General features: G+C 70.3%; 24 protein-coding genes. 13 read left to right on the plus strand and 11 right to left on the minus strand.

Annotation, left to right across the window (positions count from 1 at the left end; translation table 11 throughout):
• Nucleotides 1-607: 607 nt before the first annotated feature.
• From GUY59_RS36965 to GUY59_RS36980, 4 genes are all read right to left on the minus strand, one after another.
• The gene (locus tag GUY59_RS36965) at nucleotides 608-1,993 is read right to left on the minus strand and encodes an MFS transporter (RefSeq protein WP_252375137.1); all 1,386 of its coding nucleotides are present in this window, start codon (nucleotides 1,991-1,993) and stop codon (nucleotides 608-610) included.
• 13 nt (nucleotides 1,994-2,006) lie between these two features.
• On the minus strand, nucleotides 2,007-2,894 hold the full coding sequence (locus GUY59_RS36970) for a zinc metalloprotease (RefSeq protein ID WP_138205720.1): 888 nt from the start codon (nucleotides 2,892-2,894) through the stop codon (nucleotides 2,007-2,009).
• A 77-nt stretch (nucleotides 2,895-2,971) separates the two neighbouring features.
• Nucleotides 2,972-3,232 carry a DUF3039 domain-containing protein gene (locus tag GUY59_RS36975; protein ID WP_132331901.1) on the minus strand — a complete coding sequence of 87 codons (261 nt, stop codon included), beginning with the start codon at nucleotides 3,230-3,232 and terminating at the stop codon, nucleotides 2,972-2,974.
• 94 nt (nucleotides 3,233-3,326) lie between these two features.
• On the minus strand, nucleotides 3,327-4,934 hold the full coding sequence (locus tag GUY59_RS36980) for an MFS transporter (protein WP_138205722.1): 1,608 nt from the start codon (nucleotides 4,932-4,934) through the stop codon (nucleotides 3,327-3,329).
• A 155-nt stretch (nucleotides 4,935-5,089) separates the two neighbouring features.
• On the opposite strand from GUY59_RS36980, the gene GUY59_RS36985 reads away from it, so the two are divergent.
• Nucleotides 5,090-5,698, plus strand: coding sequence for a TetR family transcriptional regulator (locus GUY59_RS36985; protein WP_161714882.1), 609 nt, complete (start codon nucleotides 5,090-5,092; stop codon nucleotides 5,696-5,698).
• Between the two features lie 10 nt (nucleotides 5,699-5,708).
• Here GUY59_RS36985 and GUY59_RS36990 read toward each other — a convergent pair whose 3' ends face one another.
• Nucleotides 5,709-6,287, minus strand: a complete 579-nt coding sequence (locus GUY59_RS36990; RefSeq protein WP_132331907.1) for a YqgE/AlgH family protein — start codon at nucleotides 6,285-6,287, stop codon at nucleotides 5,709-5,711.
• 112 nt (nucleotides 6,288-6,399) lie between these two features.
• Between GUY59_RS36990 and GUY59_RS36995 the strand changes: the two genes are divergently transcribed.
• Nucleotides 6,400-6,906, plus strand: coding sequence for a hypothetical protein (locus GUY59_RS36995; RefSeq protein WP_138205726.1), 507 nt, complete (start codon nucleotides 6,400-6,402; stop codon nucleotides 6,904-6,906).
• A 28-nt stretch (nucleotides 6,907-6,934) separates the two neighbouring features.
• On the opposite strand, the gene GUY59_RS37000 is transcribed toward GUY59_RS36995, so the two are convergent.
• The gene (locus GUY59_RS37000) at nucleotides 6,935-7,546 is read right to left on the minus strand and encodes a TetR/AcrR family transcriptional regulator (protein ID WP_138205728.1); all 612 of its coding nucleotides are present in this window, start codon (nucleotides 7,544-7,546) and stop codon (nucleotides 6,935-6,937) included.
• Between the two features lie 503 nt (nucleotides 7,547-8,049).
• On the opposite strand from GUY59_RS37000, the gene GUY59_RS37005 reads away from it, so the two are divergent.
• The 4 genes from GUY59_RS37005 (at nucleotide 8,050) to GUY59_RS37020 (ending at nucleotide 12,511) form a co-directional block, all read left to right on the plus strand.
• Nucleotides 8,050-8,799 (plus strand): IclR family transcriptional regulator, encoded by a 750-nt coding sequence (locus GUY59_RS37005; RefSeq protein ID WP_138205730.1) that lies wholly within the window; start codon nucleotides 8,050-8,052, stop codon nucleotides 8,797-8,799.
• An 80-nt stretch (nucleotides 8,800-8,879) separates the two neighbouring features.
• On the plus strand, nucleotides 8,880-10,373 hold the full coding sequence (gene glpK / locus GUY59_RS37010) for a glycerol kinase GlpK (RefSeq protein WP_138205732.1): 1,494 nt from the start codon (nucleotides 8,880-8,882) through the stop codon (nucleotides 10,371-10,373).
• On the plus strand, nucleotides 10,370-11,929 hold the full coding sequence (locus GUY59_RS37015) for a glycerol-3-phosphate dehydrogenase/oxidase (RefSeq protein WP_138205734.1): 1,560 nt from the start codon (nucleotides 10,370-10,372) through the stop codon (nucleotides 11,927-11,929). Before glpK ends, GUY59_RS37015 begins: the two co-directional genes overlap by 4 nt.
• A 45-nt stretch (nucleotides 11,930-11,974) precedes the next feature.
• Nucleotides 11,975-12,511 carry a hypothetical protein gene (locus tag GUY59_RS37020; protein ID WP_171055544.1) on the plus strand — a complete coding sequence of 179 codons (537 nt, stop codon included), beginning with the start codon at nucleotides 11,975-11,977 and terminating at the stop codon, nucleotides 12,509-12,511.
• 122 nt (nucleotides 12,512-12,633) lie between these two features.
• Here the strand turns inward: GUY59_RS37020 and GUY59_RS37025 are convergent, their stop codons facing one another.
• From GUY59_RS37025 to GUY59_RS37040, 4 genes are read right to left on the minus strand one after another with little or no spacing between them, the layout of a single operon-like run.
• Nucleotides 12,634-14,043 carry an NAD-dependent malic enzyme gene (locus GUY59_RS37025; protein ID WP_138205738.1) on the minus strand — a complete coding sequence of 470 codons (1,410 nt, stop codon included), beginning with the start codon at nucleotides 14,041-14,043 and terminating at the stop codon, nucleotides 12,634-12,636.
• 55 nt (nucleotides 14,044-14,098) lie between these two features.
• Complete coding sequence (locus GUY59_RS37030) at nucleotides 14,099-14,728, minus strand: cytidylate kinase-like family protein (protein ID WP_138205740.1); 630 nt, start codon at nucleotides 14,726-14,728, stop codon at nucleotides 14,099-14,101.
• A gap of 9 nt (nucleotides 14,729-14,737) precedes the next feature.
• Nucleotides 14,738-15,682, minus strand: a complete 945-nt coding sequence (locus GUY59_RS37035) for a tetratricopeptide repeat protein (protein ID WP_138205742.1) — start codon at nucleotides 15,680-15,682, stop codon at nucleotides 14,738-14,740.
• Entirely contained in the window at nucleotides 15,666-16,217 is a 552-nt protein-coding gene (locus tag GUY59_RS37040) for a MarR family winged helix-turn-helix transcriptional regulator (RefSeq protein ID WP_138205744.1), read from the minus strand. The genes GUY59_RS37035 and GUY59_RS37040 overlap by 17 nt, the downstream gene beginning before the upstream one ends.
• A gap of 228 nt (nucleotides 16,218-16,445) precedes the next feature.
• On the opposite strand from GUY59_RS37040, the gene GUY59_RS37045 reads away from it, so the two are divergent.
• The 4 genes from GUY59_RS37045 to GUY59_RS37055 all read left to right on the plus strand — a co-directional run bounded on the left by GUY59_RS37045 (nucleotide 16,446) and on the right by GUY59_RS37055 (nucleotide 19,685).
• The gene (locus tag GUY59_RS37045; RefSeq protein WP_181957772.1) at nucleotides 16,446-17,927 is read left to right on the plus strand and encodes a hypothetical protein; all 1,482 of its coding nucleotides are present in this window, start codon (nucleotides 16,446-16,448) and stop codon (nucleotides 17,925-17,927) included.
• Nucleotides 17,928-17,952: 25 nt separating this feature from the next.
• Nucleotides 17,953-18,624 carry a DUF4230 domain-containing protein gene (locus tag GUY59_RS37050; RefSeq protein WP_138205746.1) on the plus strand — a complete coding sequence of 224 codons (672 nt, stop codon included), beginning with the start codon at nucleotides 17,953-17,955 and terminating at the stop codon, nucleotides 18,622-18,624.
• Nucleotides 18,625-18,765: 141 nt separating this feature from the next.
• A complete protein-coding gene (locus GUY59_RS47865; RefSeq protein WP_165959531.1) occupies nucleotides 18,766-18,918 on the plus strand; it encodes a hypothetical protein in 153 nt (50 codons plus the stop codon).
• Between the two features lie 608 nt (nucleotides 18,919-19,526).
• Entirely contained in the window at nucleotides 19,527-19,685 is a 159-nt protein-coding gene (locus tag GUY59_RS37055) for a hypothetical protein (protein WP_161714883.1), read from the plus strand.
• A gap of 55 nt (nucleotides 19,686-19,740) precedes the next feature.
• On the opposite strand, the gene GUY59_RS37060 is transcribed toward GUY59_RS37055, so the two are convergent.
• Nucleotides 19,741-20,922 (minus strand): acetyl-CoA C-acetyltransferase, encoded by a 1,182-nt coding sequence (locus GUY59_RS37060; RefSeq protein WP_138205748.1) that lies wholly within the window; start codon nucleotides 20,920-20,922, stop codon nucleotides 19,741-19,743.
• Nucleotides 20,923-21,008: 86 nt separating this feature from the next.
• Between GUY59_RS37060 and mce the strand changes: the two genes are divergently transcribed.
• The 3 genes from mce to GUY59_RS37075 form a co-directional block, all read left to right on the plus strand.
• Complete coding sequence (mce, locus tag GUY59_RS37065) at nucleotides 21,009-21,431, plus strand: methylmalonyl-CoA epimerase (protein ID WP_138205750.1); 423 nt, start codon at nucleotides 21,009-21,011, stop codon at nucleotides 21,429-21,431.
• A gap of 193 nt (nucleotides 21,432-21,624) precedes the next feature.
• Nucleotides 21,625-22,923: a DivIVA domain-containing protein gene (locus GUY59_RS37070; protein WP_138205752.1), complete on the plus strand. Its 1,299-nt coding sequence runs from the start codon at nucleotides 21,625-21,627 to the stop codon at nucleotides 22,921-22,923.
• 141 nt (nucleotides 22,924-23,064) lie between these two features.
• A partial coding sequence (locus GUY59_RS37075; RefSeq protein WP_201761783.1) for a hypothetical protein occupies nucleotides 23,065-23,320 on the plus strand: 256 nt, incomplete at its 3' end.

Below are 23,320 nucleotides of genomic sequence, written 5' to 3' on the forward strand. Positions count from 1 at the left end.
CACCGGCGCCAGCCCCCGCCTCGCGCCCGCCCGCGCGGTCCCGGGGCGATCGGCGAACCCCGGAGCCTGGCCGACGGCGGCAGGGACTCGCCCTCCTGCGCCGGAGCGCGGCCCGCGCCACGCCCGTTGCCCCGGCCGGCTTCCGCGGCGCCGCGGATGCGCGGGTTCCAGGGCTCCTCGTCCTCCAGGTCAGGACCGAGGTCCAGCGGATGGGACCGTTCCCGCCGCCTCCGCGGCGACGCGGGTTCAGGCCCCGGAAGACCTCCCCAGCCCGTTTCATGGACGGGTCCTGGAGGGGGCTCAGGAGGCCGCTCGGTCCTGGCGGTGGTGTCCCGGACGCTCTCGAAGGGGTTTCTGCCCCGCCGGGGCCTCGCGCCGCGGTGAGCGCCCCACACGGCCCCTCCGCCCTCTGCGGAGGCGCCGTCGGGAGGGGTGTCGGACTCAGTAGACGTACGGTCCTCAGGAGGAGTACGGCGATGCCGGGCCCCCATCCGCGGTGGCCAGACACGGTGATCACCCTCCATGACACCTCCTTGTCCCGCTGTCCTATCACTCCTGGCGACGGCGATCAGGCGATCCGTTGCCGTTGTGACAGGTGGGGCGGAATTCAGCGGGTGCGACCGGCGAGCACGGTGCCGCTCAGGGCGATCGAGGCCATGAGGATCGAGATGACGACGAACCCGGTGGCGATCTCGGCGGAGGAGTGCCCGATCAGGTTGACCAGCGCGCCGCCGACGCCGATGGCCAGCGCCGAGCCCAGCATGTCCGTCACCGACAGCGCCGCGGAGTTGGCCCCCTGTTCGTTGACGGGCGACTGCTTCAGCGCCGTGATGCTGACCGTGGTCATGCCGTACCCCATCCCGAAGCCGGCCAGGATCCACGCGGGCACGGCGATCCACCCGCTTATCCCGGGCAGGACGGCCGGCAGGCAGAGCAGGATGGCGACGGCGATGCAGCTCGTGCCGAGCCGGATCCGCAGGTGCGCCGCCCCTTCCTTCCTGCTCTGCAGGTAGGAGCCGGCGGACCAGCCGAGCGCCCCGGTCGTCAGCGCGACGCCCGCGCTCGACAGGTCGAAGCCCTTCACTTCCTGCAGCGCCAGCGGGATGAAGGAGTTGACGCCGAAGAAGGAGGCCGAGAAGAAGCCCCGCATCATCACGGTCGTGGGCAGCCCGCGCCCGAACCGCAGCGCCCGGGGAGGCAACAGTCGGAACAGCCCGTACATCAGCGAGGCGAGCCCGGCCGCCGTCTCCACCGCTCCTGAGACGGGATGCAGGTGCAGCCGATCGACGCCGTGCAGCAGCACTCCGGCGCCGGCGGCCGCGGCGGTGGCGGCCAGCGTCATGGCCACCGGCCGCGACCTCGGCCCGCCGGACGGCGCCTCGTCCGGCGATGACGGCCTGCGCAGCGACGGGAGCAGCATCAGCAGTGCGGGCACCACGAGCGGGATGATGCCGTAGAAGACGTAGCGCCAGCCCCAGTTCTGGGCCACGAACCCGGCCACGGCCGGGCCGACCATGGCGGGCACCACCCAGGCCGCGGAGATGGCCGCGAACGCCTTGGGCCGCGACTCCACGGGGTAGACCCGCGCGATCATCACGTACAGCGCCACGATGGTGGAGCCCGCCCCCAGCCCCTGTACGGCCCGCGCCACGAGGAACATCACCGCCGTCGACGCCGCCCCGGCCAGCGCCATCCCGACGACGAACAACACCATTCCCGTCACGAACGGGAAGGGGTAGCCGTGCCGGTCCGACCAGAGGCCCGACACCACGTTGGCGAACAGGCTGGCGATCAGGAAGGCCGAGAAGCTGATCCCGTAGAGGTCGAGCGCGTCCAGCTCGTCGGCGATGGCCGGCATGGCGACGCCGACCGACATGCCCTCGAAAGCCACCAGCGTGACCACGAGCAGGATGCCGAGGGTCGCGGTGCGGTAGCGCGCGCCGAAGATCCGCGGCGGCTGGTGGGGAGTGTCGAGTGTCTTCGGAGCTGTCACTCGCACATCGTATTCAGCCTCGCATCGCGCCCGGCGCGGCCTGCCGGTACGCCGCCCACATCTCGTGCATCCGCCTGGCCTGCCCCTGGGTGAACTCCGACATGCACCGGTCGTGTGCGTAGTCCATGAAGTTGTGCACGGGGTCGAGCCCCGCCTTCGCGCAGGTGTCGGAGCGCTCAGGGCACCCTTTGGTCGGCCTGGCCTGGGCGGGTGTGTCGTCGATGCCGTCGCCCGGCTCCTTGCAGCCGTTCTCGAACGTGTGGAACAGCCCGAGCCAGTGGCCGATCTCGTGCACGCCGGTGAAGCCGCGGTTGTAGTTGGTCATCGCACCCCCGGGCAGGCCGCGCCAGTCGATGACGACGCCGTCGAGCGCGGGATCGTCGGTGTACCAGTAGGGGTAGCTGGCGAAGCCCAGCATCTGCTCGCTGAGCTGGGCGATGTAGAGGTTGAGCGTGCCGGGGCCGCCCTGGTGCAGCGCGCTCTTCATGGCCCGCTCGTGGTCGACCGGATCGCCGAACCAGGCGGCGTTCCGCCTGACCTTGATGCCGTCGAGGCGGAACCGCACGCCGGTGTCGACGCCGCCGAAGCGGCCGGCGTACGCGGAGTTGAGCACAGTGATCTGCGCTTCGACCGCCTGGTCGGATACCTGGCGGTCAGGCCGCGTGATGACGTGCACCACGGTGGGCACGGTGATCTGGGTCGACGGCGTGACGCCGGCCAGGCGCCGGGCCAGCTCGGACTGGACCTTGGCCACGTCTCCCGGCTGGGGCGAGCGCGGCCCTGGCCCCTCCGGCGCGCGATGGCCGCACGCGGCCGCGTGGGCGGCACCGGCCCGCAGCGGCGGGGCGAACCAGATCGCCAGCAGGCATGCCAACGAGACGGCGGTCGCACGCCGAGCCATACGATCCTCCCACTACGGATGTACCGACATGGCTACAGACCGTAGCTGTTCAGTGGAGGATCACCGCTCAGCAACACTCACTGCTTGTCGTCACCCTCGCCACCACCGGAGGGAAGGCCTTCGTAGATCTCTTTGCACTCCGGGCAGACCGGGTATTTCTTGGGGTCACGGCTGGGCACCCAGATCTTGCCGCACAGGGCGCGGATGGGCGTGCCCGTCACCATGCTCTCGGTGATCTTGTGTTTGTCCGCGTAGTGGGCGAAGCGCTCGTGATCGCCGTCGCCGTGCGAGGTCCGCGGCGTGGTCTCCTGCTCTGGGAGGATCTTCGTGCTGCTCACCCCACCGAGTTTATGCCCGCTCGCGACCGCGTCCTGCACCGAACGCCGTGGCCCCCGCCGCGAGGGCGAGGGCCGCAGCGGGCCGCTCAGGGGGTCAGCCCACGTGCACCTGTACGCCCTCGGCCTTGCGCCCCGCCTTGACGAACAGCGTCAGCAGGGCGGTCAGCACGGCAATGCCGGTGCTCACCAGAAAGGCGAGGTGCATGCCGTCCATGAACGAGTGGTGCACGGCGTCGACGATCGGCTGCGGCAGCCCGGGAGGAGCCGCGCCGAAGGCGGCCGCCTTCTCCAGCCCGGCCAGCTGGGCGGGCGGGATGGCCTGCGCCGCGGGGCCGAGGTGGCCGGGCAGCGTGCCGGAGATCTCGGCGGCCATCACGGCGCCCAGGATCGCGGTGCCCAGCGCGCCGCCGACCTGCATGGCCGACTGCTGGACGCCGCCCGCGACACCGCTCAGCTCAAGTGGCGCGTTGCCCACGATGATCTCCGTGGCGCCCACGAAGACCGGCGACATGCCGAAGGCCAGCAGCACGAACGGGATGGCGCTGGCGAGGAACGACGCGTCGATGCTGAGCTGGGACATGAGGAACATGGCGAACGCGGTGATGAGCAGACCGGCCGCCATCGTGATCTTCGGCCCGAGCCTGCCGATCGCCAGGCCCGCCAGCGGCGAGGCGACGATCATGCCGGCGCTCATCGGCAACATGCGCAGACCGGCCTCCAGCGGGCTCAGGCCGTGCACGCCCTGGAAGAAGAAGCCCAGGAAGAACATCGCCCCGAACATCGCGAACGCCACCATCATCATCAGCACGGTGCCGATGGAGATCGAGACGTTCCTGAACAGCGACAGCGGGACCAGCGGCTGCCTGCCGAGTTTCTGCGCCCGGTGCTGCCAGAAGATGAACGCGCCGATCAGCACCGCGAACGCGCCCAGGAAGCTCAGCGTCGCGCTGTCGCCCCATCCCCAGTCGGGGGCCTTGATGATCGTCCACACCAGCGAGAACATCGCGCCCGACAGCAGCAGCACGCCGAGCCAGTCGATCCGCGCCATGGTCTGGGCGCGGTTGTCCTGGATCAGGAAGATGCCCATGACGAGGGCGATGATCCCGACCGGCGCGTTGATGAAGAAGACCGACTCCCAGTTCACGTTCTCGACCAGCACACCGCCCACGATCGGTCCGGCGGCGCTGGACAGGCCGATGATGCCGCCCCAGGCTCCCATCGCCTGGTTCAGCCTCGGCCCTGGGAACGCTCCACGCAGCAGCGCCAGCGCCGCGGGCTGGAGCAGCGCGCCGAACAGGCCCTGCAGCACCCGCAGCCCGATGAGCGCGCCGACGGGCGAGAGGCCGGGGATGACGCCGGCCAGTTCGGCGCTGAGGCCGATGCCCACGGACGTGATCGCGAAGCCGGCCACCCCGATGAGAAAGACGCGCTTGTGCCCGAACAGGTCGCCGAGCTTGCCCGCCGTGATCAGGAACACCGCCAGCGCCAGCAGGTAGCCGCTGGTCACCCACTGCAGGTCCGACAGCGAGGCCTTCAGGTCGGCCTGGATGACCGGGTTGGCGATGCCCACCACGGTGCCGTCGAGCATCACCATGATGACGCCCAGGCTGACCGCCAGCAGCACCAGCCACGGATTGCGGCCGGCCGCCGTCCGGTCCGGACCGGGCGGCGACGGCACGCCGACCGCCTTCGCGTGAGCCATGAGTCCCCCTGAATGACATAAGCCCCGCGTAGGGGCATAGGTATCGCAAGCCTCAGTAATCTATGACAGCCGATGACTTGTGACAACCGACTTTCACTTGGCGGACTATGACTTATGGCACACTATGACAGAAAAGTTTCGAGGGAGTGAGCACTGTGGGTCTGCGTGAACGCAAGAAGGAGAAGACGCGCCTGGCGATCCTCGACGCGGCACTCGACCTGTTCCTCGAACAAGGATACGAGTCGACCACCGTCGAGCAGATCGCGGGGGCCGTCGACATCTCCCCCCGCACCTTCTTCCGCTACTTCACCAGCAAGGACCATCTGGTGCTGTGGTTCCACGACCACGGCGAGGGGCTCATGATGGAGACCATGCGCTCCCGCCCGCAGGACGAGCCGCCGTTCACGGCACTCATGCACGCGGTACGCGCGGTGCTGAGCGACATGGAAGGCTCAACGGAGGACGAGCACCGCAGGTTCCTCAAACTCCGCCGTGTCCTTGACGAGAACCCGCAGCTGATCGGCCAGTCGGTGGCCAGGGGCGCCGGCACCGAGCGCCGCCTCGCGGAGCTGGTCGCCGCCCGCAGGGGAGCCGACGCCGACTCGGACCAGCTCTCCCACCTGATCGTCGCCTTCGCCATGTCGGCGATGCGCGTCGGCTTCGAGTGCCCGCGCCGCGACGGCGGGATGCCGGAGATCACCGGCCGCATGGCCGAGACGATCGCGCTGGCCGAGCGCTCGCTGCGGCCGGGATGGGACCTCTGAGCGGCGGGGCTCAGTTCATCGTCGGATCGTCCGGGCACGTCGCCACGAAGGCCAGCTCGCCGTGCTGGCGCCGCAGCACGTGCCGCCAGAGCGAGCCCGGATCGGCGTGGAAGGTGTCGCCGACCTCGGAGTCGACGACGTACCATGCACCCTCGGCGATCTCGCTCTCCAGCTGACCCGACGTCCAGCCCGCGTACCCCGCGAAGATGCGCATCTGCGCGATCTCCCCCTGCAGGATCTCGGGCGGCGCGTCCAGGTCTACCGTGCCGAGCCGCGAGACGGCCGGCGTGCCGGCGTGGAGCCTGCGCCAGCCCAGCGGCTCCTCCCCGCTCGGGACGGCCGCCAGCGCGAGCGCGCTGTCGGTCTGCACGGGCCCGCCCTCGAACAACACCGGAGGCCCCGTCACCAGCGGATCCCACACGGGCAGCACCTGCGTCACCGAGATGTCGCTCGGCCTGTTGAGCACCACGCCCAGAGTGCCGCCGTCGTGGTCGTGTTCCAGGATCAGCACGACGCTACGCCGGAAGTTGGGGTCGTCGAGAAGCGGCGTCGCCACCAACAACCCGCCGACGTAGATCGCCTCCGCCATACATCCATCATGGCGTGTATCCGGGGGCGTGCGCTCCCTCAGTGAGCCGATGTTACTTTTAGTGCTTACTTGGGCACATTCAGTAGCAAAGATCACACCCCGGGGGGAGCGCATGCGTATCGGTACTCGTGTCGTCCTGGCCACGCTGCCCATGACCGTGGCGCTGCTCCTCCCCGCCACCGCCTGGGCGTGGCCGCGACTGGATCCGGGCGACCCGTTCACGATGACGGTCGACGACGTGGCCTGCCGCTCCGGCCGGGCCACCGTCACGCTCCGCAACGTGACGCGCCAGCTGGCACGGTACGACCTGCGGGCCGACGGCAGAACCGTGGCCAGCGGCTCGATCCCGGCACGCAAGACGATCGTCAAGCAGGTGCGGGTGAAAAGGGGCAGTCGCGCCGAGATCGAGGCGTACTCGGTCGCCGAGCACCACCCCGACACGCTGATCGACTCGACCGACATCGAGAACGACTGCCCCTGGGGCCACCACCTCGACCGCCTCCCCTTCACAGGCCCGCCCGTGGACCTCATGGCCAAGCTGGCCACAGCGGGCGGGCTCGTGATCATGGGGGGCGTGTTGTGGTGGTACGGATCGATCTGGCCCCGCTCAGCCCCGTGAAACCGGCGGTCTCACGGGCCCGAGCCCGTCAGGGCACGAAGGCGCCGGCCCGCGCGGCGGCCAGCGTGCGTGACACCGACCGTTCGGCGTCCCAGCGCGTCACCGGCTCCCTCGTGACCACCAGGCGGTAGTAGAGCGGGGCGGAGATCGCCCTGATCAACTCACCGCCGTCGGTCCCCTCGGGCAGTTCGCCCCGCTTGACGGCCAGGTCCACGACGGTGGCCCACTCCTCGATCCTGCGGGCGAAGAAGGTCCGCAGCGCGTCGGCGGCCTCCTCGTCGCAGGTCGCGGCGGCGATCACTGCCTGCAACGTGGCACCGAGCCGTCCGTCGGTGACCGCCTCCCAGACGGACACCGCGTTGGCCAGCAGGTCGCACTCGGCGTCGCCGGTGTCGGCGTGCGGCGACGACTGGTTGGCCAGCTCTTTCATCAGGTCGGCCACCAGCCTGGGAGTGCTCCCCCAGCGCCGGTAGACCGTGGTCTTGCCGACGCCCGCCCTGGCCGCCACCTGGTCCATGGTCAGGCCGTGGAAACCGTGCTCGACCAGGATGTCCTGGGTGGCGTCGAGTACGGCGGCGCGTACCCGCGCGGTGCGGCCCCCCGGCCGCACGGTTCCCGCCAAACGGGAAGGTTGTTCCATCTAAACTCCTCACCGTATACCGGCATGCCCGGTTAACGGGACCCCTATCCCGTTAGTGGTGCATGTTTTGACGGCCCCGGCATTTCACGGCCCGCGGCGTACCAGGTGCCCCTGCTCGCGGGCAGGGATTCCGGCCTGGTCAGGCGGCGCAGGCATCTCCTTGTCGGCATGGCGTGCTCGGCTCTCCTCGGTCACGGGGAGGGCTGGCGACCTCGCCGGGGTTGTGCTCATGGCGAGTGATCCCAGGGGACTCGCCACCGCCATCGCGTGCCCGCCGGGCTCTCCCTGCCGACCATGTCTTTGCTGAGGGGGCATTCCGGGCTCGGGCGCGGGGCTGAACGGGGCGTCGTGGTCTGCCGGGTTCACCGCTTGCGACATTCTAGGCCGACCCGACCTGCCGCGCTGCTGGTGGGCGGGCACTTTGCGGCCGCCCGGTGCGCCTGTTCACCGCCGCAGGGTCCGCGTTCGGCATTATCGAACCGCTCTGCACTAGGGTGCGAGGTGTGGGAGAGACGATTCAATCGGTCGAGCGGGCGGCCGCCATCCTGCGGCTGCTCGCCTCGGGTCCGCGCCAGCTCGGCGTGGCCGAGCTGGCCAAGGCGCTGGGCCTGCCCAAAGGGACGCTGCACGGCATCCTGCGCACGCTGGTCCGCGTGGGGTTCGTCGAACAGGACCCGGCGACGGGAAAGTACCGCCTCGGCGCCACGCTGCTCCACCTGGGCAGCAGCTACCTCGACGTCAACGAGCTGCGGACCCGCTCGATCAACTGGGCCGACGCCCTGGCGGGACGCAGCAGGGAGAGCGCCTGGATCGGCACCCTGCACGAGGGGCACGTACTGGTGATCCACCACGTGTTCAGGCCGGACGACAGCATGCAGACCCTCCAGGTCGGCACCTACCTGCCGACGCACGCCAGCGCACTCGGCAAGGTCCTGCTCGCCCACGACCCCTACGGCGAGGCGCCGGCCGCGCCTCTGCGGGCGTACACGAAGGCCACGCTCACCGACCCCAAAGGTCTGGAGACCGAGCTCGACCAGGTCAGGACGCGCGGCTGGGCGGCCGAGAGGGAGGAGCTCACGGAGGGCGAGGTGGCCATCGCCGCACCCATCAAGGACCCGCGCGGCATCGTGGTGGGCGCCATCGGCATCCGCGGCGCGGTCGAGCGGCTGGCCCCGGACGGAGCCCTGCACATGGAGTACGTCTCGTACGTGCGCGACGCGGCCCGCGCGATCACGCGCGCTCTCGCCCGCTGACTTGTCCACCCCTATGACGACCGCATAACATTCTTCACGTCGTTCGACATTGTCGAACCCTGATCCAAGCGAGGAAGCTCGTGCCTCGACCGCACTACGTCGCAGCCATCGACCAGGGCACCACGTCCAGCCGGTGCATCGTCTTCGACGAGGCCGGCAACATCATCTCCGTCGCCCAGCGGGAGCACCGCCAGATTTTCCCCAGGCCCGGCTGGGTGGAGCACGACGCGGACGAGATCTGGCAGGCGGTGCGCGGCCTGCTGGGAGAGGCCGTGAGCGGCGCCGGCATCGAGGACGCGCAGATCGCCGCGCTCGGCATCACCAACCAGCGCGAGACCACCGTGTTGTGGGACCGCGAGACCGGCAGGCCCGTCTGCAACGCGATCGTCTGGCAGGACACCCGCACCGACGCGCTGACCCGGGCGCTGGCCGAGCACGAGAGCCTGTTCAAGGAGCGTGCCGGGCTGCCGCTGGCCACCTACTTCTCCGGGCCGAAGATCCGCTGGCTGCTCGACGAGATCCCCGGCCTGCGGGAGCGGGCCGAGCGGGGCGAGGTGCTGTTCGGCACGATGGACAGCTGGTTGTTGTGGAACCTCACGGGCCGCCACATCACCGACGTCACCAACGCCAGCCGTACGATGTTGATGGACATCCACACGCTGGGCTGGGACGACGAGCTGCTGGCGGCGATGGGCGTGCCGGGCGCGATGTTGCCGGAGATCCGCCCGTCCGCCGAGGTCTACGGCCGCACGTCCGGCGGCGTCCCGGTCGCCTCCGCGCTCGGCGACCAGCAGGCCGCGCTGTTCGGGCAGACGTGCTTCGCCCCCGGCGAGACCAAGAGCACCTACGGCTCCGGCAGCTTCCTGCTGATGAACACCGGTCACGAGCCGGTCGTCTCCAAGCACGGCCTGCTGACCACCGTCGGCTACCAGATCGGCTCCGGCCCGGCCACGTACGCGCTGGAGGGCGCCATCGCGGTCACCGGCTCCCTGGTGCAGTGGCTGCGCGACAACCTGGGCCTGATCTCCAGCGCGGCCGAGATCGAGACGCTGGCGAGGACGGTCGACGACAACGGCGGCTGCTATTTCGTGCCCGCGTTCTCGGGGTTGTTCGCGCCCCACTGGCGCTCCGACGCGCGCGGGGTGATCGCGGGACTGACCGGGTTCGTCAACAAGGGCCACCTGGCGCGGGCCGTGCTCGAGGCCACGGCTTGGCAGACCCGCGAGGTGGTCGACGCGATGAACGCCGACTCCGGGCTCGACCTGACCACGTTGCGCGCCGACGGCGGCATGACCGCCGACAACCTGCTCATGCAGACGCTCGCCGACGTGCTCGCGGTGCCCGTCATCCGGCCGATGGTGGCCGAGACCACCGCGCTGGGCGCCGCGTACGCGGCCGGCCTGGCCACCGGCTACTGGCCCGACGTCGAGAGCCTGCGGGCCAACTGGCACAAGGCCGCCGAATGGCGTCCCGCGATCGGCGAAGCCGTACGCGAACGCGAATACCGCAACTGGAAGAAGGCCGTGGCGCGCACTCTCGGCTGGGTCGAGCGGGAGGAGGGGAGCAGACCATGACACTCGCGATCGGCACCGACCGCGCGGAAACCAGGCACGAGCTGGCCGGCACCGCCTACGACCTGCTCGTGATCGGCGGCGGCATCCTCGGCACGTCGGTGACGTGGATGGCCGCGCAGGCGGGGCTGCGGGTGGCGATGGTGGACGCGGGCGACTTCGCCGGCGCCACGTCCAGCGCCTCCTCCAAGCTCGTCCACGGCGGCCTGCGCTACCTGCAGACCGGCAACGTGCGACTGGTCGCGGAGAACCACCGCGAACGGCGTGCGCTGGCCGCCGACATCGCACCCCACCTGGTCAAGCCGCTGACGTTCGTGGTGCCGATCTACAAGGGCGGCCCGCACGGCGCCGCCAAGCTGGGCGCGGGGGTGTTCCTGTACTCCGCCCTGTCGGTGTTCGGCGACGGCATGGGCCGCGTGATCACGCCGCAGCAGGCCATGGCCAAGGTGCCCGCCCTGCGCTCCGAGGGCTTGCGGGCCGCCGCCGTCTACGGCGACCACCAGATGAACGACAGCCGGGTCGCCGTCATGACCGTACGCGCCGCGGTGGACGCGGGCGCGGTCGTGCTCAACCACGCCGAGGTCGTCGGGCTGCGCAAGACGGCCGGCACCGTGACGGGCGCCGAGCTGCGCGACCGGCTCGACGGGACCGAGTTCGGCGTGTCGGCCAGGCTCGTGCTGAACGCCACCGGGCCGTGGGTCGACCATCTGCGGCGCATGGAAGACCCTTCCGCCGCGCCCAGCATCCGGCTGTCCAAGGGGGCCCACCTGGTGCTGCGCCGGCAGGAGCCGTGGAAGGCCGCGCTCACCACGCCCATCGACAAATACCGGGTGTCCTTCGCCATCCCGTGGGAGGACCACCTGCTGCTCGGCACCACGGACGAGGCCTACGAGGGCGACCCTGCCGCGGTCCGCGCCACCGAGACCGACATCGCGCAGATCCTCGACGAGGCGGGCCACTCCGTACGCGACTCCCAGCTCAGGCGCGAGGACATCACCTACGCCTTCGCCGGGCTGCGCGTGCTGCCCGGCGGCCCCGGGCAGGTCGCCGCGGCCAAGCGGGAGACCGTCGTGACCAGCGGCTCGGGCGGCATGCTCTCCGTCGCCGGTGGCAAGTGGACGACCTACCGGCACATCGGCAGGCACGTGCTCGCCACGCTCGCCCGCCTGCCGGGGCAACCGCTCGGCGACGACCTGGCCGACATCCTGCCGGCGGTGCCGCTGCCGGGGCTGGCCAGCCCCGACGCGGTGGCCATGCGGCTGTGGACCGACCGCGATCCGGGCACGCGCATGGACCCGCTGGTCGCCAGGCACCTGGCCACGCACTACGGCTCGATCGCGTTCGACCTGTCCCGGCTCATCCGCGAGGACCCGGCGCTCGGCGAGCGCATCCACCCCGACGGGCCGGACATCTGGGCCCAGGCGGTCTACGCCCGTGACCGCGAGTGGGCGGCCACGGTCGACGACGTCGTACGCCGCCGCACGACGCTCACGGTACGCGGCCTCGACACACCCGACGTGCGCGCCAGGATCGAGAAGCTGCTCGGCCAGGCCGCCTGAGGCCCGCTGAGGTGGCCTGACGACCCCATGGGGCAGGGAAAGGGCATGCGCACTCCCATCAACGAAGCCCTGCTCAGGCACTTCCGTGACCTGCGCGACGGCACCCACGGCCGGGCCGTCTCGCGGGACGACAAGGAGCAGGTGTTCATCACGGCGGTCGGGCTGCTGGACCCGGTGGCCCGCACCGCCCTCGACGAGATCAACGCAGACCTGCTGCTCGGCACCGGGGAGGTGGTCGCCAGCGGCGTCACCCGGTCGCGCGAGGGCGGGCTCAACGCGATGTGGTCGCTGACGTGGCAGCAACAGCGCGCCCGCCACGCCCAGCCGATCGCGGTGGTCGCCCACTACGGCAGCGACTTCCACCATCCGCACCTGCGCGGCAACACGGTCGGCGACTGGCCGCTGAACGTCTTCGACGAGGAGGACGCGGCGGCGCAACTCGACACCTTGCGGGTGATCGCCGCCGGCGACGCCCACAACCTGGTCTTCCAGGAGAGCTATCGGCTGATGCCCGCCCTCACCCGGGAGGAGCCTGGCCACGAGGAGCCCGCGCTTCCCGACGGCGCGCGAGAGACCACGTGAACGGCCCAGAGGGCGCCGTGACGGCGGCCGGCCACGTGCGGGTCAGCGGGCGTCTCCCTGGAGGCCCTCAGCCACGTGCGGCGGCCGGCGTGACCTCGGCTGTGCCGTAACGAAAGATGATCTTATGCTTCGGTGAAGCCCCGCGCGCGCCCGCCGGCCGACTCGCGGACGGCGGCGGCGACGGCGGTGGCCACGTCGGGGTGGAAGACGCTCGGGACGATGTAGTTGGGCCCCAGCTCCTCGGGCGTGACGACGGCGGCGAGCGCGCCCGCGGCGGCCAGCAACATCTCCTCCGTCACGACGGACGCCTGAGCGTCGAGCAGGCCGCGGAAGACCCCCGGGAATGCCAGCACGTTGTTGATCTGGTTGGGGTAGTCGGAGCGCCCGGTGGCCACCACGGCGGCGTGCTCGCGGGCGTCGTCGGGCGACACTTCCGGCTCGGGGTTGGCCAGCGCGAACACGACCGGGTCCTTAGCCATCGAGGCGATGTCGTCGCCGGTCAGGATGCCGGGCGCGGAGACGCCCACGAAGACGTCGGCGTCCTTCACCGCGCCCCGCAGGTCGCCCGCGTAGCCCTCGGCGTTGGTGTTGTCGGCCATCCAGCGCAGCGAGTCGTCGAGGTCATCGCGCCCCTTGTGCACGGCCCCGAGGTAGTCGCACACGATCACGTTGCGCGCCCCGGCCGCCAGCAGCAGCCGCAGCACGGCGTAGCCCGCCGCCCCCGCGCCCGCCATGGTGATCTTGACGTTTTCGATGTTCTTGTCGACCACCCGCAGGGCGTTGGTAAGCGCCGCAAGCACGCAGATCGCCGTGCCGTGCTGGTCGTCGTGGAAGACCGGGATGTCGAGCAGCTCGCGCAACCGCCGCTCCACCTCGAAGCAGCGCGGCGCGCCGATGTCCTCCAGGTTGATCCCGCCGAACCCCGGCGCGATCACCTGCACCGTGCGCACGATCTCGTCGACGTCCTGGGTGTCCAGGCAGATCGGCCAGGCGTCGATGCCCGCGAACCGTTTGAACAGCGCCGCCTTGCCCTCCATGACGGGCAGCGCCGCCTCGGGCCCGATGTTGCCCAGCCCCAGCACGGCGGAGCCGTCGGTGACGACCGCCACGGTGTTGCGCTTGATGGTCAGGCGCCGCGCGTCCTCCTTGTTGCGCGCGATCGCCATGGACACGCGCGCAACACCGGGCGTGTAGGCCATGGACAGCTCGTCACGGTTACGCAGCGGCACCTTCGACACCATCTCGATCTTGCCGCCGAGGTGCATGAGGAAGGTGCGGTCGGACACCTTGTGGATGACAACGCCCTCGATCGCCTCGAGCTGGTCGACGATGGCCTGGGCGTGATCGGTGTCCCTGGCGGCGCAGGTCACGTCGATGCGCAGCTTCTCGTGACCCGCGTTGGTGACGTCGAGGGCGGTCACGACACCCCCTGCCGACTCTACGGCGTGCGTGAGCAGACTCACGGCGTTGCCACCTGCGGGCACCTCGAGGCGCACGGTGATGGAGTACGACACACTGGGGACGGTCGCCACGTCAATCGCTCCTTCGGGACTGACCAAGAATGCATCCATGTTAGAGGTCATCCGGTCAATCCCGCGCCTCGGAGGCCATGACGATCAGTTCGACACACGTGGCCACGGGAATGGTGATGCTGTCGATCACCAGGTGATAGAGCCGGGCGTCGGCCGGGTCGGTGCGGTAGAAGTGGCGCACATAGGCGCTCCGCGCCCGGTCGTTGTCCTCGATGATCTGCCGGGCCTCGCGCTCGCTGAGCTGCCCCAGCGTGGCCGTCTGCCGCACCCTGCGGGTCAGAGGGGCGTCCAGCCGCACGTGCAGCGCGCCGGGGTGGTCGGCCAGCACCAGCGCCCCCGCCCTGCCCAGGAACACGCCGCCCTGCAGGCGCGCGGTCTCCTTGAGCACGCGCTCGGTGCGGCTGACGAACTCCTCGGGCGCCAGGGGCATCGCGCCCGGAACATACATGTCGACGCCGCCGAACGTCACCGTGGGCAGCCGCATCGCCCCGGAGAAGAGCCGGCCGATGCCGTGCTCGGCGCGGTCGTCGTGGGCCAGCGCCTCCTCCAGCGTGCAGCCCAACTCCTCGGCGACGGCACTGGGGATCGCGCGGTCGATGAAGGGCACGCCGAGGCGCTCGGCCGCGGCCGGACCGATCTGGCTGCCGGCCGTGCCGTATGTCGCCGATATGGTGACGACCCGCATGAATTCAGGTTAGAACAGTGCGCTCGCCAACGCTCTACGCGCTTTGGCCAAGGATGGGTCTTCGGCCGGCAAAGCCTCGAACAAACCGAGCAGATGCCGCCTGGCTTTGTCGCGCTCGTCGCCCGAGGTGCGCTTGACCACGGCGATGACGCGCTCGAACGCCTGGTCGATCGCGCCCGACATCATCTCGAAGTCGGCCGCGAGCAGCTGCGCGTCGAGGTCTGCCGGGTCCTCCTGCGCGCGCCGCTGGACGTCGGCGGGGTCGGCCTCGGACGTGCGCTTGAGCAGCGCGACCCCGGCCAGCCCCATCTTCGCGTCCTCGTTGCCCGGCGCGCGGGCCAGCAGCCGCTGGTAGGCCTCGATGGCCGCGTCGAAGTCGCCGCGGTCGATCGCCTGCTCGGCCGCCGCCATGTCGGGATCGGCGGGAGGCCCGGACGGCTCCTCCTGCTCGGCCGGCTCGCCGGCCTCGGCGGGCCTGGCGTCGGGGTTGGCCTGGTAGAACTGCTCGACCGCGCCCATCAGCTCGTCGAGCCAGCGCCGCACCTCCTGCTCGGGCAGCACCTGCTGGAAACCGGTCACGGCCTGGCCCTGGAAGATCGCCAGCACGGTCGGCACGGCCTGGACGCGCAGCGCCTGCGCTATCTGCGGGCTGGCGTCGACGTTGACCTTGGCCAGCACGGCCTTGCCGCCAAGGTCGCCGACCACCTTCTCCAGCACCGGGCTGAGCTGGACGCTGCCCGGCGACCTCGGCGACCAGAGGTCGAGCACGACGGGCAACGTCATCGACTTGTCGATGACCTCACTCGTGAACGTCTCCTCGGTCACGTCGACGACCGAGGCCGCGGCCGCCTGGGGACCTGCGGCCTCCCGCCGTGCCTGCGCCTCCAGTGCCTGCTTGCGCGCGCCCAGGTCCACGGCTCCGTAGAGCGACCCGGGTTTAGAGAAGTCCGCCATGCTCCTCATCTTGCCGCATCGACGACCCGGCGAAGTCACCAGCCGCCACCCGAAGGGTGCGCAAATGGTCGAACATCGCCTGGAGTTCGTCCTCGGCGTACATCGACAGGCCGAACTCGGCCGCCATCAGGTCGCCGGTGGCCCGGCGTACGACGTCGCGCCCCGGCTCGGTGATCTCGGCGAGCACGCCGCGCCCGTCACGGGGATTGGGCAACCGCCGGACGAACCCGGACTTCTCCAGCCTGTCCACCGTGTTCGTGACGCTGGTGGGGTGGACCATCAACCTTTCCCCGATCTTTGACAAGGGCAGCGCCCCCGTCCTGCTGAACGTCAGCAGCACGAGCGCCTCGTACCGCGCGAAGGTCAGGCCGTAGGGCTTGAGCAGCGCGTCGAGCTGCGACAGCAGGATCTGGTGCGCTCGCATGATCGACGTCACCGCGGCCATGGCCGCGGACGGACCGAAGTGGGCCCGCCAGCTCTCCGCGGCGCGGTCGATCGGGTCGAACGGCAGGTTGAGAGGCTTGGGCTGCGTCACAGCGATACGGTAGCGCGCCGGTCGTCCCGGTTCGTCTGGCTACTCTCAGCGACAGGCCTCTCCGCTTGGCCAAGAGTCCGGACATCAATCATCACGCTCAGTTATGGTTCTCCTACGAATGGTGACGCGGACGCCAAGTCCATCAGCCTGTGGGGACCGGCCGGACTGATCGTTTCCGCCTTGCCGAGGGGCACGGGGGGTGCTTGATGAACTTCAACGGGAAAACGGGTGCGTGAGCACGGGGGCGTTTCACGGGAGGAGCTGAAGCAGAGCGCGGCCGTCACTGTGGCCGTGCTGCTCGCTGTCGGCCTGGTCGCAGCGTGGAACGTCCTGATACCCGGCGTCGACGCCTGGGAGAACATCGTGGCGGCGGTCATCGGATCGCTCCGGCTGACCGGGCCGGTCGCCGCGGCCTTCGCCGCGTGGGTGGCGTTGCGCAAGCGCAAGGCGCTGCGCGGGCGCTCGCTCACGACGTGGAGGGCGCTCAAGGCACCGCTGGCGATCGTGGTGGTGGTGCTGGGGTCGTTCGGTGCGACCGTGCTGGTGCTGGCCGTCAAGACGGTCCTCACCGACCAGGCGGGCCGGCTGAGCCTGGCGGGCCTCGGCATGGGCATGGCGGGACTGGCCCTTTACTCCGTGATCGGGTGGGTGGCCGGCTGGGTGCTGCCGCACCCCTTCACCCCGCCGGTCGCCGGCCTCGCCTGCTATGGGGTGTTCTCGTGGCTGGCCGACGACCGCGGGTGGGCCGACAAGCTGGCGCCGGGCACCGGGGAGCCGTACGACCTGTTCCAGGGGTTGAGCGGGGCCGCGTTCTTCGACCAGACGATCTGGCTGCTCGGCCTCACGGCGGCGCTGCTGCTCGGCTGGGCGGCGCTGGTGACCAGGCAGGCTCTGGTGCTGGCGTGCGCGCTGCTGGCCGTGCTGGCCGCGGGGATGGGCGTCTCGCGCGTCCTGACCCACTCCAAGCCGGCCGCCGCCGAGGAGATCGCCTACAGCTGCCAGGAGTGGCCGATCACGGTGTGCGTGCATCCGGGCATGCGGGCGGGGCTGACCGAGCTGGGGGCGTCGTTCACGCAGATCGCCTCCAGGCTGGCGGGCACGCCTGCCGCGTTCACGCGGGTGGAGCAGCGGCCGCTGGACGACGAGCTGAAACCGTCCAACGGGCTCGCGCCGATCCACGTGCCCGACCTGTCCGCGGGGTTCGCGGAGGAGGCGGCGTACGAGTACATCGAGTCGCTGGCCGCCCGGTGCCCCGGCACGGTCGCGGACGGCTACAGGGAGATCGTGATGGCGTGGCTGCGCGGCGAGCCGCTGCCCGGAGGGCCGCTGCCCGAGCACCAGTACGCGGCGTCCTGGTTCTCGGGCCTGACCGAGCACCAGCGCAGGGAGTGGCTGCGGATGTTCTACAGCGACTTCCAGAGCTGCCGCCTGGCCGGCACCCACTTCGGCGGCGGGCCCGCCCATGCGCAGGTGGCGCCCTCGCCCGTACGCCCCACGCCCTCGTCGAGCCACGTCTATCCCGTCTACCCCGACGCCGACGGCACCCCGGCGGCGTCCTCCGCCCCCGGCGCGAGCGCCTCGCCTCCGGAGCGGGTGCCGGGGGCGTCCTCTCCGGACGCGACGCTCACGTCGGCGCCCGCGGTCGCGGTCGCGTACAGGTCCGCTGACGCGAAAGAACCGGAGATGTCACCGATCGGCTGGCGATGGTGATCGCCAGGCGGGTAGTCATGCTGCCATGACGACTTCGCGTACGACGCTGCCCGAGGTGACTCCCGGGCGGCGCCGCAGGTGGCGATATCTCGCCGCGTTCCTGGTGCTGGCGGTCCTGCTCGTGGTGGGCGGCCGCCTGGCCTGGTCGTGGCTCGACCCGTTCGGCGGGCGGACCATCGACCGCAGCCAGCCGGCGCTGCTGCAGTCCATCAAGGACATGAGCCGCTTCGAGGCGGCGACCGGCACCTTCCAGGTGGTCGTGGACCTGGAGAAGGACGCCGGCTTCCTGCCCGACGCCGTCAAGGGCACCCGTACGTTGTTCGTCGGGGCGGGCGGCGTGGACGCCTACGTCGACTTCTCCGCCATGGGCACCAACGCGGTCACCGTCTCGCCGGACCGTACACAGGCGACCATCCGCCTGCCGCACGCCCAGCTCGAGAAGCCCAACCTGGACAACGGCCGCTCCTACGTGTTCGCGCACCAGCGGGGTCTGTTCGACCGGGTACAGGACTTCCTGTCGGGCTCGCCGAGCGACCAGCGGGAGCTCTACCTGCTGGCCGAGAAGAAGATCACCGAGGCCGCCGTGGCCAGTGACCTGCGCGCCAGGGCCGACGCCAACACCAAGGCGATGTTGTCGGGCATGCTCAAGTCGCTCGGGTTCACGAAGGTGACGGTCGAGTTCACCGGCGAGCCGTAAGCGCCCCTCAGGTGCTTAGCCGCGTGTTCCACCCTCTTAAGTCCCTGCCCGCGTCCGGAGATAAGGCATCCGCCCGATGTGGCGGGGAGGGCCTTAGGACGAATCTTGAGAGTGCAGGCAACGAAGCAGAGGAGCACTCGGATGAACGCCGAACTCGAATACACCGTGATGCAGCACCGCGCGTCTGAGCTGCGCCGCGCCGCCTCCGAGCAGCGGCGGGTCATGGAGGCGCGCAGGGGCCCGCGGGGCGAGCGCCGCCACCGCTCGGCCCTCGCCAGGTTCCTGGCCTCATGACCGCCCACAAGCAGCCCGGCCGCAACCTCCCTCGCAGCCGGGCTGAACAGCCCCCTTGAGGGGGCGCGCCCGGGCCCTCGAGTTCCTGGTGAGGGCCTGAGCGGTGCGTTACGGGGCCCCGGTCCAATTCCTGGTCGGACCGGGGCATCGCGCTGTCGGGGGCCCGTCAGGCGGTGCGCGCATCTATGACGCATGCCTGTCAGTCACGCTCCAGATCCGAGACGTGCCCGAGCAGGTGCGGGACGCCCTGGCCGCGCGCACGCGCGGGGCAAGAGCCTGCAGTCTTAGCTCCTCATGCTGGTCGAGGAGGATGCTCGTCGCGCCGTGAACGTGAATCTGATCAATAGGTTCGAAACCGAACGGACGCCTCATCGCCGAACGGCACAGTGCCGTGTTCCTCCGTCCTCCGAGCGTGGAATCCCTGGTAGAGGTGATGCGAGCGATGACGACCGTGCTGACCGCGGATCCGTTCTACCGTCGGTTGTTCACCCATCCTGACGAGCTCGAGGCAGTGTCCGGACGGATCGGCGCACACGAGATCGCCCGCGTCACGCCGTACATCATGACCCCACTGCTGGAGTACATCGCCAAAGGACAGGCCCAGGGGGGTGATCACCAGGGATGTCGAGCCCGAAATCGTGATGGGCGTGATGGGCACTATCCGGCTGATCGCCATGAACCAGCACATGTACGGCGACACCCACGACGTGCTCGACGCCACGATCAACGCCATCGCTCGCGGCATGGTCACCTCGAACGGCGACTAGCTGTGCCTTGAAACACCAGGGGCCGATGCGAGGACCTTGCGTTCCGGCAAGCCGCCTATGGGACGCGGATGAGCAGCGCGTCTCCCTGGCCGCCGCCACCGCACAGGCCCGCCGCTCCCAGACCGCCGCCTCGCCGCTTCAGTTCGTACGCCAGCGACAGCACGATCCGAGCCCCGGACGCCCCGATCGGGTGGCCGAGGGCGATGCCGCCGCCGTTGACGTTCACCTTGTCCAGCGGGATGCCGAGTTCTTCGGCCGACTGCAGGACCACGCTGGCGAAGGCCTCGTTGATCTCCACGAGGTCCAGGTCGCCGGCCGTCACGCCCTGCTTGGCCATGGCCTGCTTGATGGCGTTCGCGGGCTGGGACTGGAGGGAGGCGTCGGGGCCCGCCACGTTGCCGTGCCTGCCGATCTCGGCCAGCCACGGCAGGCCCAGTTCCTCGGCCCTCGACTTCGACATGACGACCACGGCGCAGGCGCCGTCGGAGATCTGGGAGGCGGAACCGGCGGTGATGGTGCCGTCGGCGGCGAAGGCCGGGCGCAGCTTGGCCAGCGTCTCCACCGTCGTGTCGCCGCGTACGCCCTCGTCGTCCTTGACGACGACCGGCTCACCGCGCCGCTGCGGGATCTGCACGGGGACGATCTCGTCCTCGAAGACGCCGTTCTTGATGGCGGCGGCGGCGAGCTGGTGCGAGCGGGCCGACAGGGCGTCCTGCCGCTCGCGGCCGATGCCCAGCCTGGTGTTGTGGCGCTCGGTGGACTCGCCCATCGCGCACTGGTCGAATGCGCAGAACAGGCCGTCGTGGGCCATGGAGTCGACCACGTCGGCGCCGCCGTACTTGACGCCCTTGCGCAGGCCGGGCAGCAGGTGGGGGGCGTTGGTCATCGACTCCATGCCACCGGCCACCACGATGTCGAACTCGCCCGCTCTGATGAGCTGGTCGGCCAGGGCGATGGCGTCGAGGCCCGACAGGCAGACCTTGTTGACGGTGAGCGAGGGGACGGTCATGGGGATGCCGGCCTTGACGGCGGCCTGGCGGGAGGGGATCTGGCCGGCACCGGCCTGGAGGACCTGGCCCATGATCACGTATTCCACCGATTCGGGCGCCACTCCCGCCCGTTCGAGCGCCGCCTTGATGGCGATGCCCCCCAGGTCGACGGCGGTCAGCCCGGACAGGGCGCCCAGCAGTTTGCCGATGGGGGTGCGAGCTCCGGCGACGATGACGGAACTGGACATGGACACGGGCCTCCTGTGCTCGCCATCTGGTTCTTTGACACCATACCCACGAGTAGGTGACCGTTCGCTATGGAGGTGGGCCACATATGTTCCTGCGGATCGACCACATCGGTATCGCGTGCCGTGACCTCGAAGAGCAGATCAGTCTCTTTTCTGACACATTCGACCTGACGGTTGTTGCTCGCGAGGTCAACGAGGAGCAAGGTGTCAAGGAGGCCATGTTGCACATCTCCGACGGCGAAGGTGGGGGCTCCTACATTCAGCTCCTGGAGCCTCTCACCGAGGACTCCCCTGTGGGAAAATTCCTCGCCAAGCGTGGCGAGGGCGTCCATCACGTGGCATTCGGCGTACGAGATGTGACGGACGCCATGAGTAAGATCAGCGAGAGAGGAGTGAGGCTCCTGGACGAGCGTCCCAGACACGGGTCGATGGACTCCCGGATCGCGTTCCTGCATCCCAAAGACGTGGGCGGAATGCTGACCGAGTTGGTTCAGGCGGCCAGACGCTAGAAAACCCCAAAAACGTGCATATGTAACTAGTCACGCAGAAAGTTGGACGGGGCTTCGCAGGTGGCACCAGCGGAGTACGCTTGACCTTCCACCGGACATGGAGCCTGCCGCGAGGCACAGGCTCCTGGATCGGATGCCCCGAACCCCCCGTCCGGCCCGTGTAGCCGTCTCGACAACCCAGGATCGAGCCTCCATGCAGTCCGACATCGACGCCCAGCTCAACAACTTTTTCGAGGACGCCCCAGCGCGCGAGTTCGACGTGGTGCTCCGTGGTTACGACCGGCACCAGGTCCATGATCACTTGAAGCAGGTCGACGGAGAGCTACGCCAGGCGCGTGAGCAGGTTGCCGGCCTGCAGCGCGATCTGTCCGACTCCCAGCGCCAGCTGCAGGAGCAGGAGCGCCCGACCTACTCCGGTCTCGGCGCCCGCATCGAGCAGCTGCTCCGCCTGGCCGAGGAGCAGGCCACCGAGCTCGTGCAGGCCGCCAGGTCCGAGGCCAACGAGATCAAGGCCGCCGCCAAGGTCGAGGCCGCCGACCTGCGGGCCGCCGCCGAGGCCGAGGCCGCCGACAAGCGCGCCCAGGCCACGCGCGAGACCGACGAGATGCGCACCTCCGCTGAGCGGGATGCCGAGGAGATCCGCTCGACGGCCCGCCGCGAGGCCGACGAGCTGACCAACACCACCGAGCGCGAGGCCGCCAAGCTGCGGGCCACGGCCGACCACGAGGTGGCGGAGAAGCGGGCCGACGTCGAGCGGGAGATCGCCAAGCTCCGCACCACCACCGAGCGCGAGGTCGCCCAGCTGCGGGCCTCGACCAAGCGCGAGCGCGACGAGGTGCTGACCACCGCCAAGCGGCAGGCCGACGAGATGCGCGCGCAGGCTCAGCGGGTGCTGGAGGAGTCGGAGGCCAAGCGGGCGCAGGACGAGGCCGAGTTCGAGATCCAGCTCGCCGCCCGCCGCGAGGACGCCGAGCGCCAGGAGGCCGAGCGCCACGCCTCCGCCCAGGCCGCCACGCAGAAGCTGGTCGCCGAGGCCGAGCAGCGCGCCGCCACGGCCGAGTCGAGGGCCACGAAGGCGACCCAGCAGGCCGACCAGACCCGCCGCGAGGCCGACCTGCACGCCAAGCAGCTCGTCGCCAACGCCCGCAAGAGCGCCGAGACCATCGTGGCCGACGCCAAGTCGAGCGCCGAGACGATCGTCACCGAGGCGAAGAACGAAGCCGAGCGCACCCGCACGGCGATGCAGCGCCAGGTCGACGAGCTGACCCGCCAGCGCGACAGCATCACCAGCCACCTGGCTCAGCTGCGCCAGTTGCTCGGCGGCGCCGCCCTGCCGGGTCAGGAGGTTCACGAGTCCGCGGTCGCGGCCGCCCCGGCCAAGCCGGCGATCGCCGCGCCCGTGGTCGAGGCCTCTTCCGCGGAGCCGGTGCCGGCGCCCGCCGCCAAGGCCGAGGCCAAGGCGGAGGACGACGCCGAGTGGTGGCAGGAATAGCCGGAGTTCGCACGGGGGCTGAGTGACGGCTGAGAGAGCCTGGCGGCGTGATCGTCGCTAGGCTCTCTCTTTGTTGCCGGGCAGGCGTGCCGTCTCGCGCGGGCTCGGCACGGCACGTCGACGACCCCCGATGGAGTTCCCATGTCCACAGACGCCGAGCCCGCCAAGGCCGAGCCCTCCACCGGGCTCGAACCCGCCACCGAGGATCGGCCTGCGGGCGACGGGACCGAACCCACGCCTCAGGCCCCCTCTGTGACGGCCGAGGGACCGTCCGCGGGTGGCGGCTACGACACCGCGACCGCGGAACGGCCTGTGGCCGTCGGGAACGACGCCTTGGCCGAAAGGCGGTCGGCGGAGGTCGGGCACGGCGATGCGGGTGAGGGGCGCGGTGGGGAGG

Source organism: Nonomuraea sp. K271 (assembly GCF_009908215.1).
Classification (GTDB): domain Bacteria; phylum Actinomycetota; class Actinomycetes; order Streptosporangiales; family Streptosporangiaceae; genus Nonomuraea; species Nonomuraea longispora.

What these genes read in the sequence shown, in the direction of transcription:
- GUY59_RS36970 (WP_138205720.1), bottom strand. Translation starts at nt 2,894, where the DNA reads ATGGCTCGGCGTGCGACCGCCGTCTCGTTGGCATGCCTGCTGGCGATC.
- GUY59_RS36980 (WP_138205722.1), bottom strand. Translation starts at nt 4,934, where the DNA reads ATGGCTCACGCGAAGGCGGTCGGCGTGCCGTCGCCGCCCGGTCCGGAC.
- GUY59_RS36990 (WP_132331907.1), bottom strand. Translation starts at nt 6,287, where the DNA reads ATGGCGGAGGCGATCTACGTCGGCGGGTTGTTGGTGGCGACGCCGCTT.
- GUY59_RS36995 (WP_138205726.1), top strand. Translation starts at nt 6,400, where the DNA reads ATGCGTATCGGTACTCGTGTCGTCCTGGCCACGCTGCCCATGACCGTG.
- GUY59_RS37000 (WP_138205728.1), bottom strand. Translation starts at nt 7,546, where the DNA reads ATGGAACAACCTTCCCGTTTGGCGGGAACCGTGCGGCCGGGGGGCCGC.
- GUY59_RS37015 (WP_138205734.1), top strand. Translation starts at nt 10,370, where the DNA reads ATGACACTCGCGATCGGCACCGACCGCGCGGAAACCAGGCACGAGCTG.
- GUY59_RS37020 (WP_171055544.1), top strand. Translation starts at nt 11,975, where the DNA reads ATGCGCACTCCCATCAACGAAGCCCTGCTCAGGCACTTCCGTGACCTG.
- GUY59_RS37030 (WP_138205740.1), bottom strand. Translation starts at nt 14,728, where the DNA reads ATGCGGGTCGTCACCATATCGGCGACATACGGCACGGCCGGCAGCCAG.
- GUY59_RS37035 (WP_138205742.1), bottom strand. Translation starts at nt 15,682, where the DNA reads ATGGCGGACTTCTCTAAACCCGGGTCGCTCTACGGAGCCGTGGACCTG.
- GUY59_RS37050 (WP_138205746.1), top strand. Translation starts at nt 17,953, where the DNA reads ATGACGACTTCGCGTACGACGCTGCCCGAGGTGACTCCCGGGCGGCGC.
- GUY59_RS47865 (WP_165959531.1), top strand. Translation starts at nt 18,766, where the DNA reads ATGAACGCCGAACTCGAATACACCGTGATGCAGCACCGCGCGTCTGAG.
- GUY59_RS37060 (WP_138205748.1), bottom strand. Translation starts at nt 20,922, where the DNA reads ATGTCCAGTTCCGTCATCGTCGCCGGAGCTCGCACCCCCATCGGCAAA.
- mce (WP_138205750.1), top strand. Translation starts at nt 21,009, where the DNA reads ATGTTCCTGCGGATCGACCACATCGGTATCGCGTGCCGTGACCTCGAA.
- GUY59_RS37070 (WP_138205752.1), top strand. Translation starts at nt 21,625, where the DNA reads ATGCAGTCCGACATCGACGCCCAGCTCAACAACTTTTTCGAGGACGCC.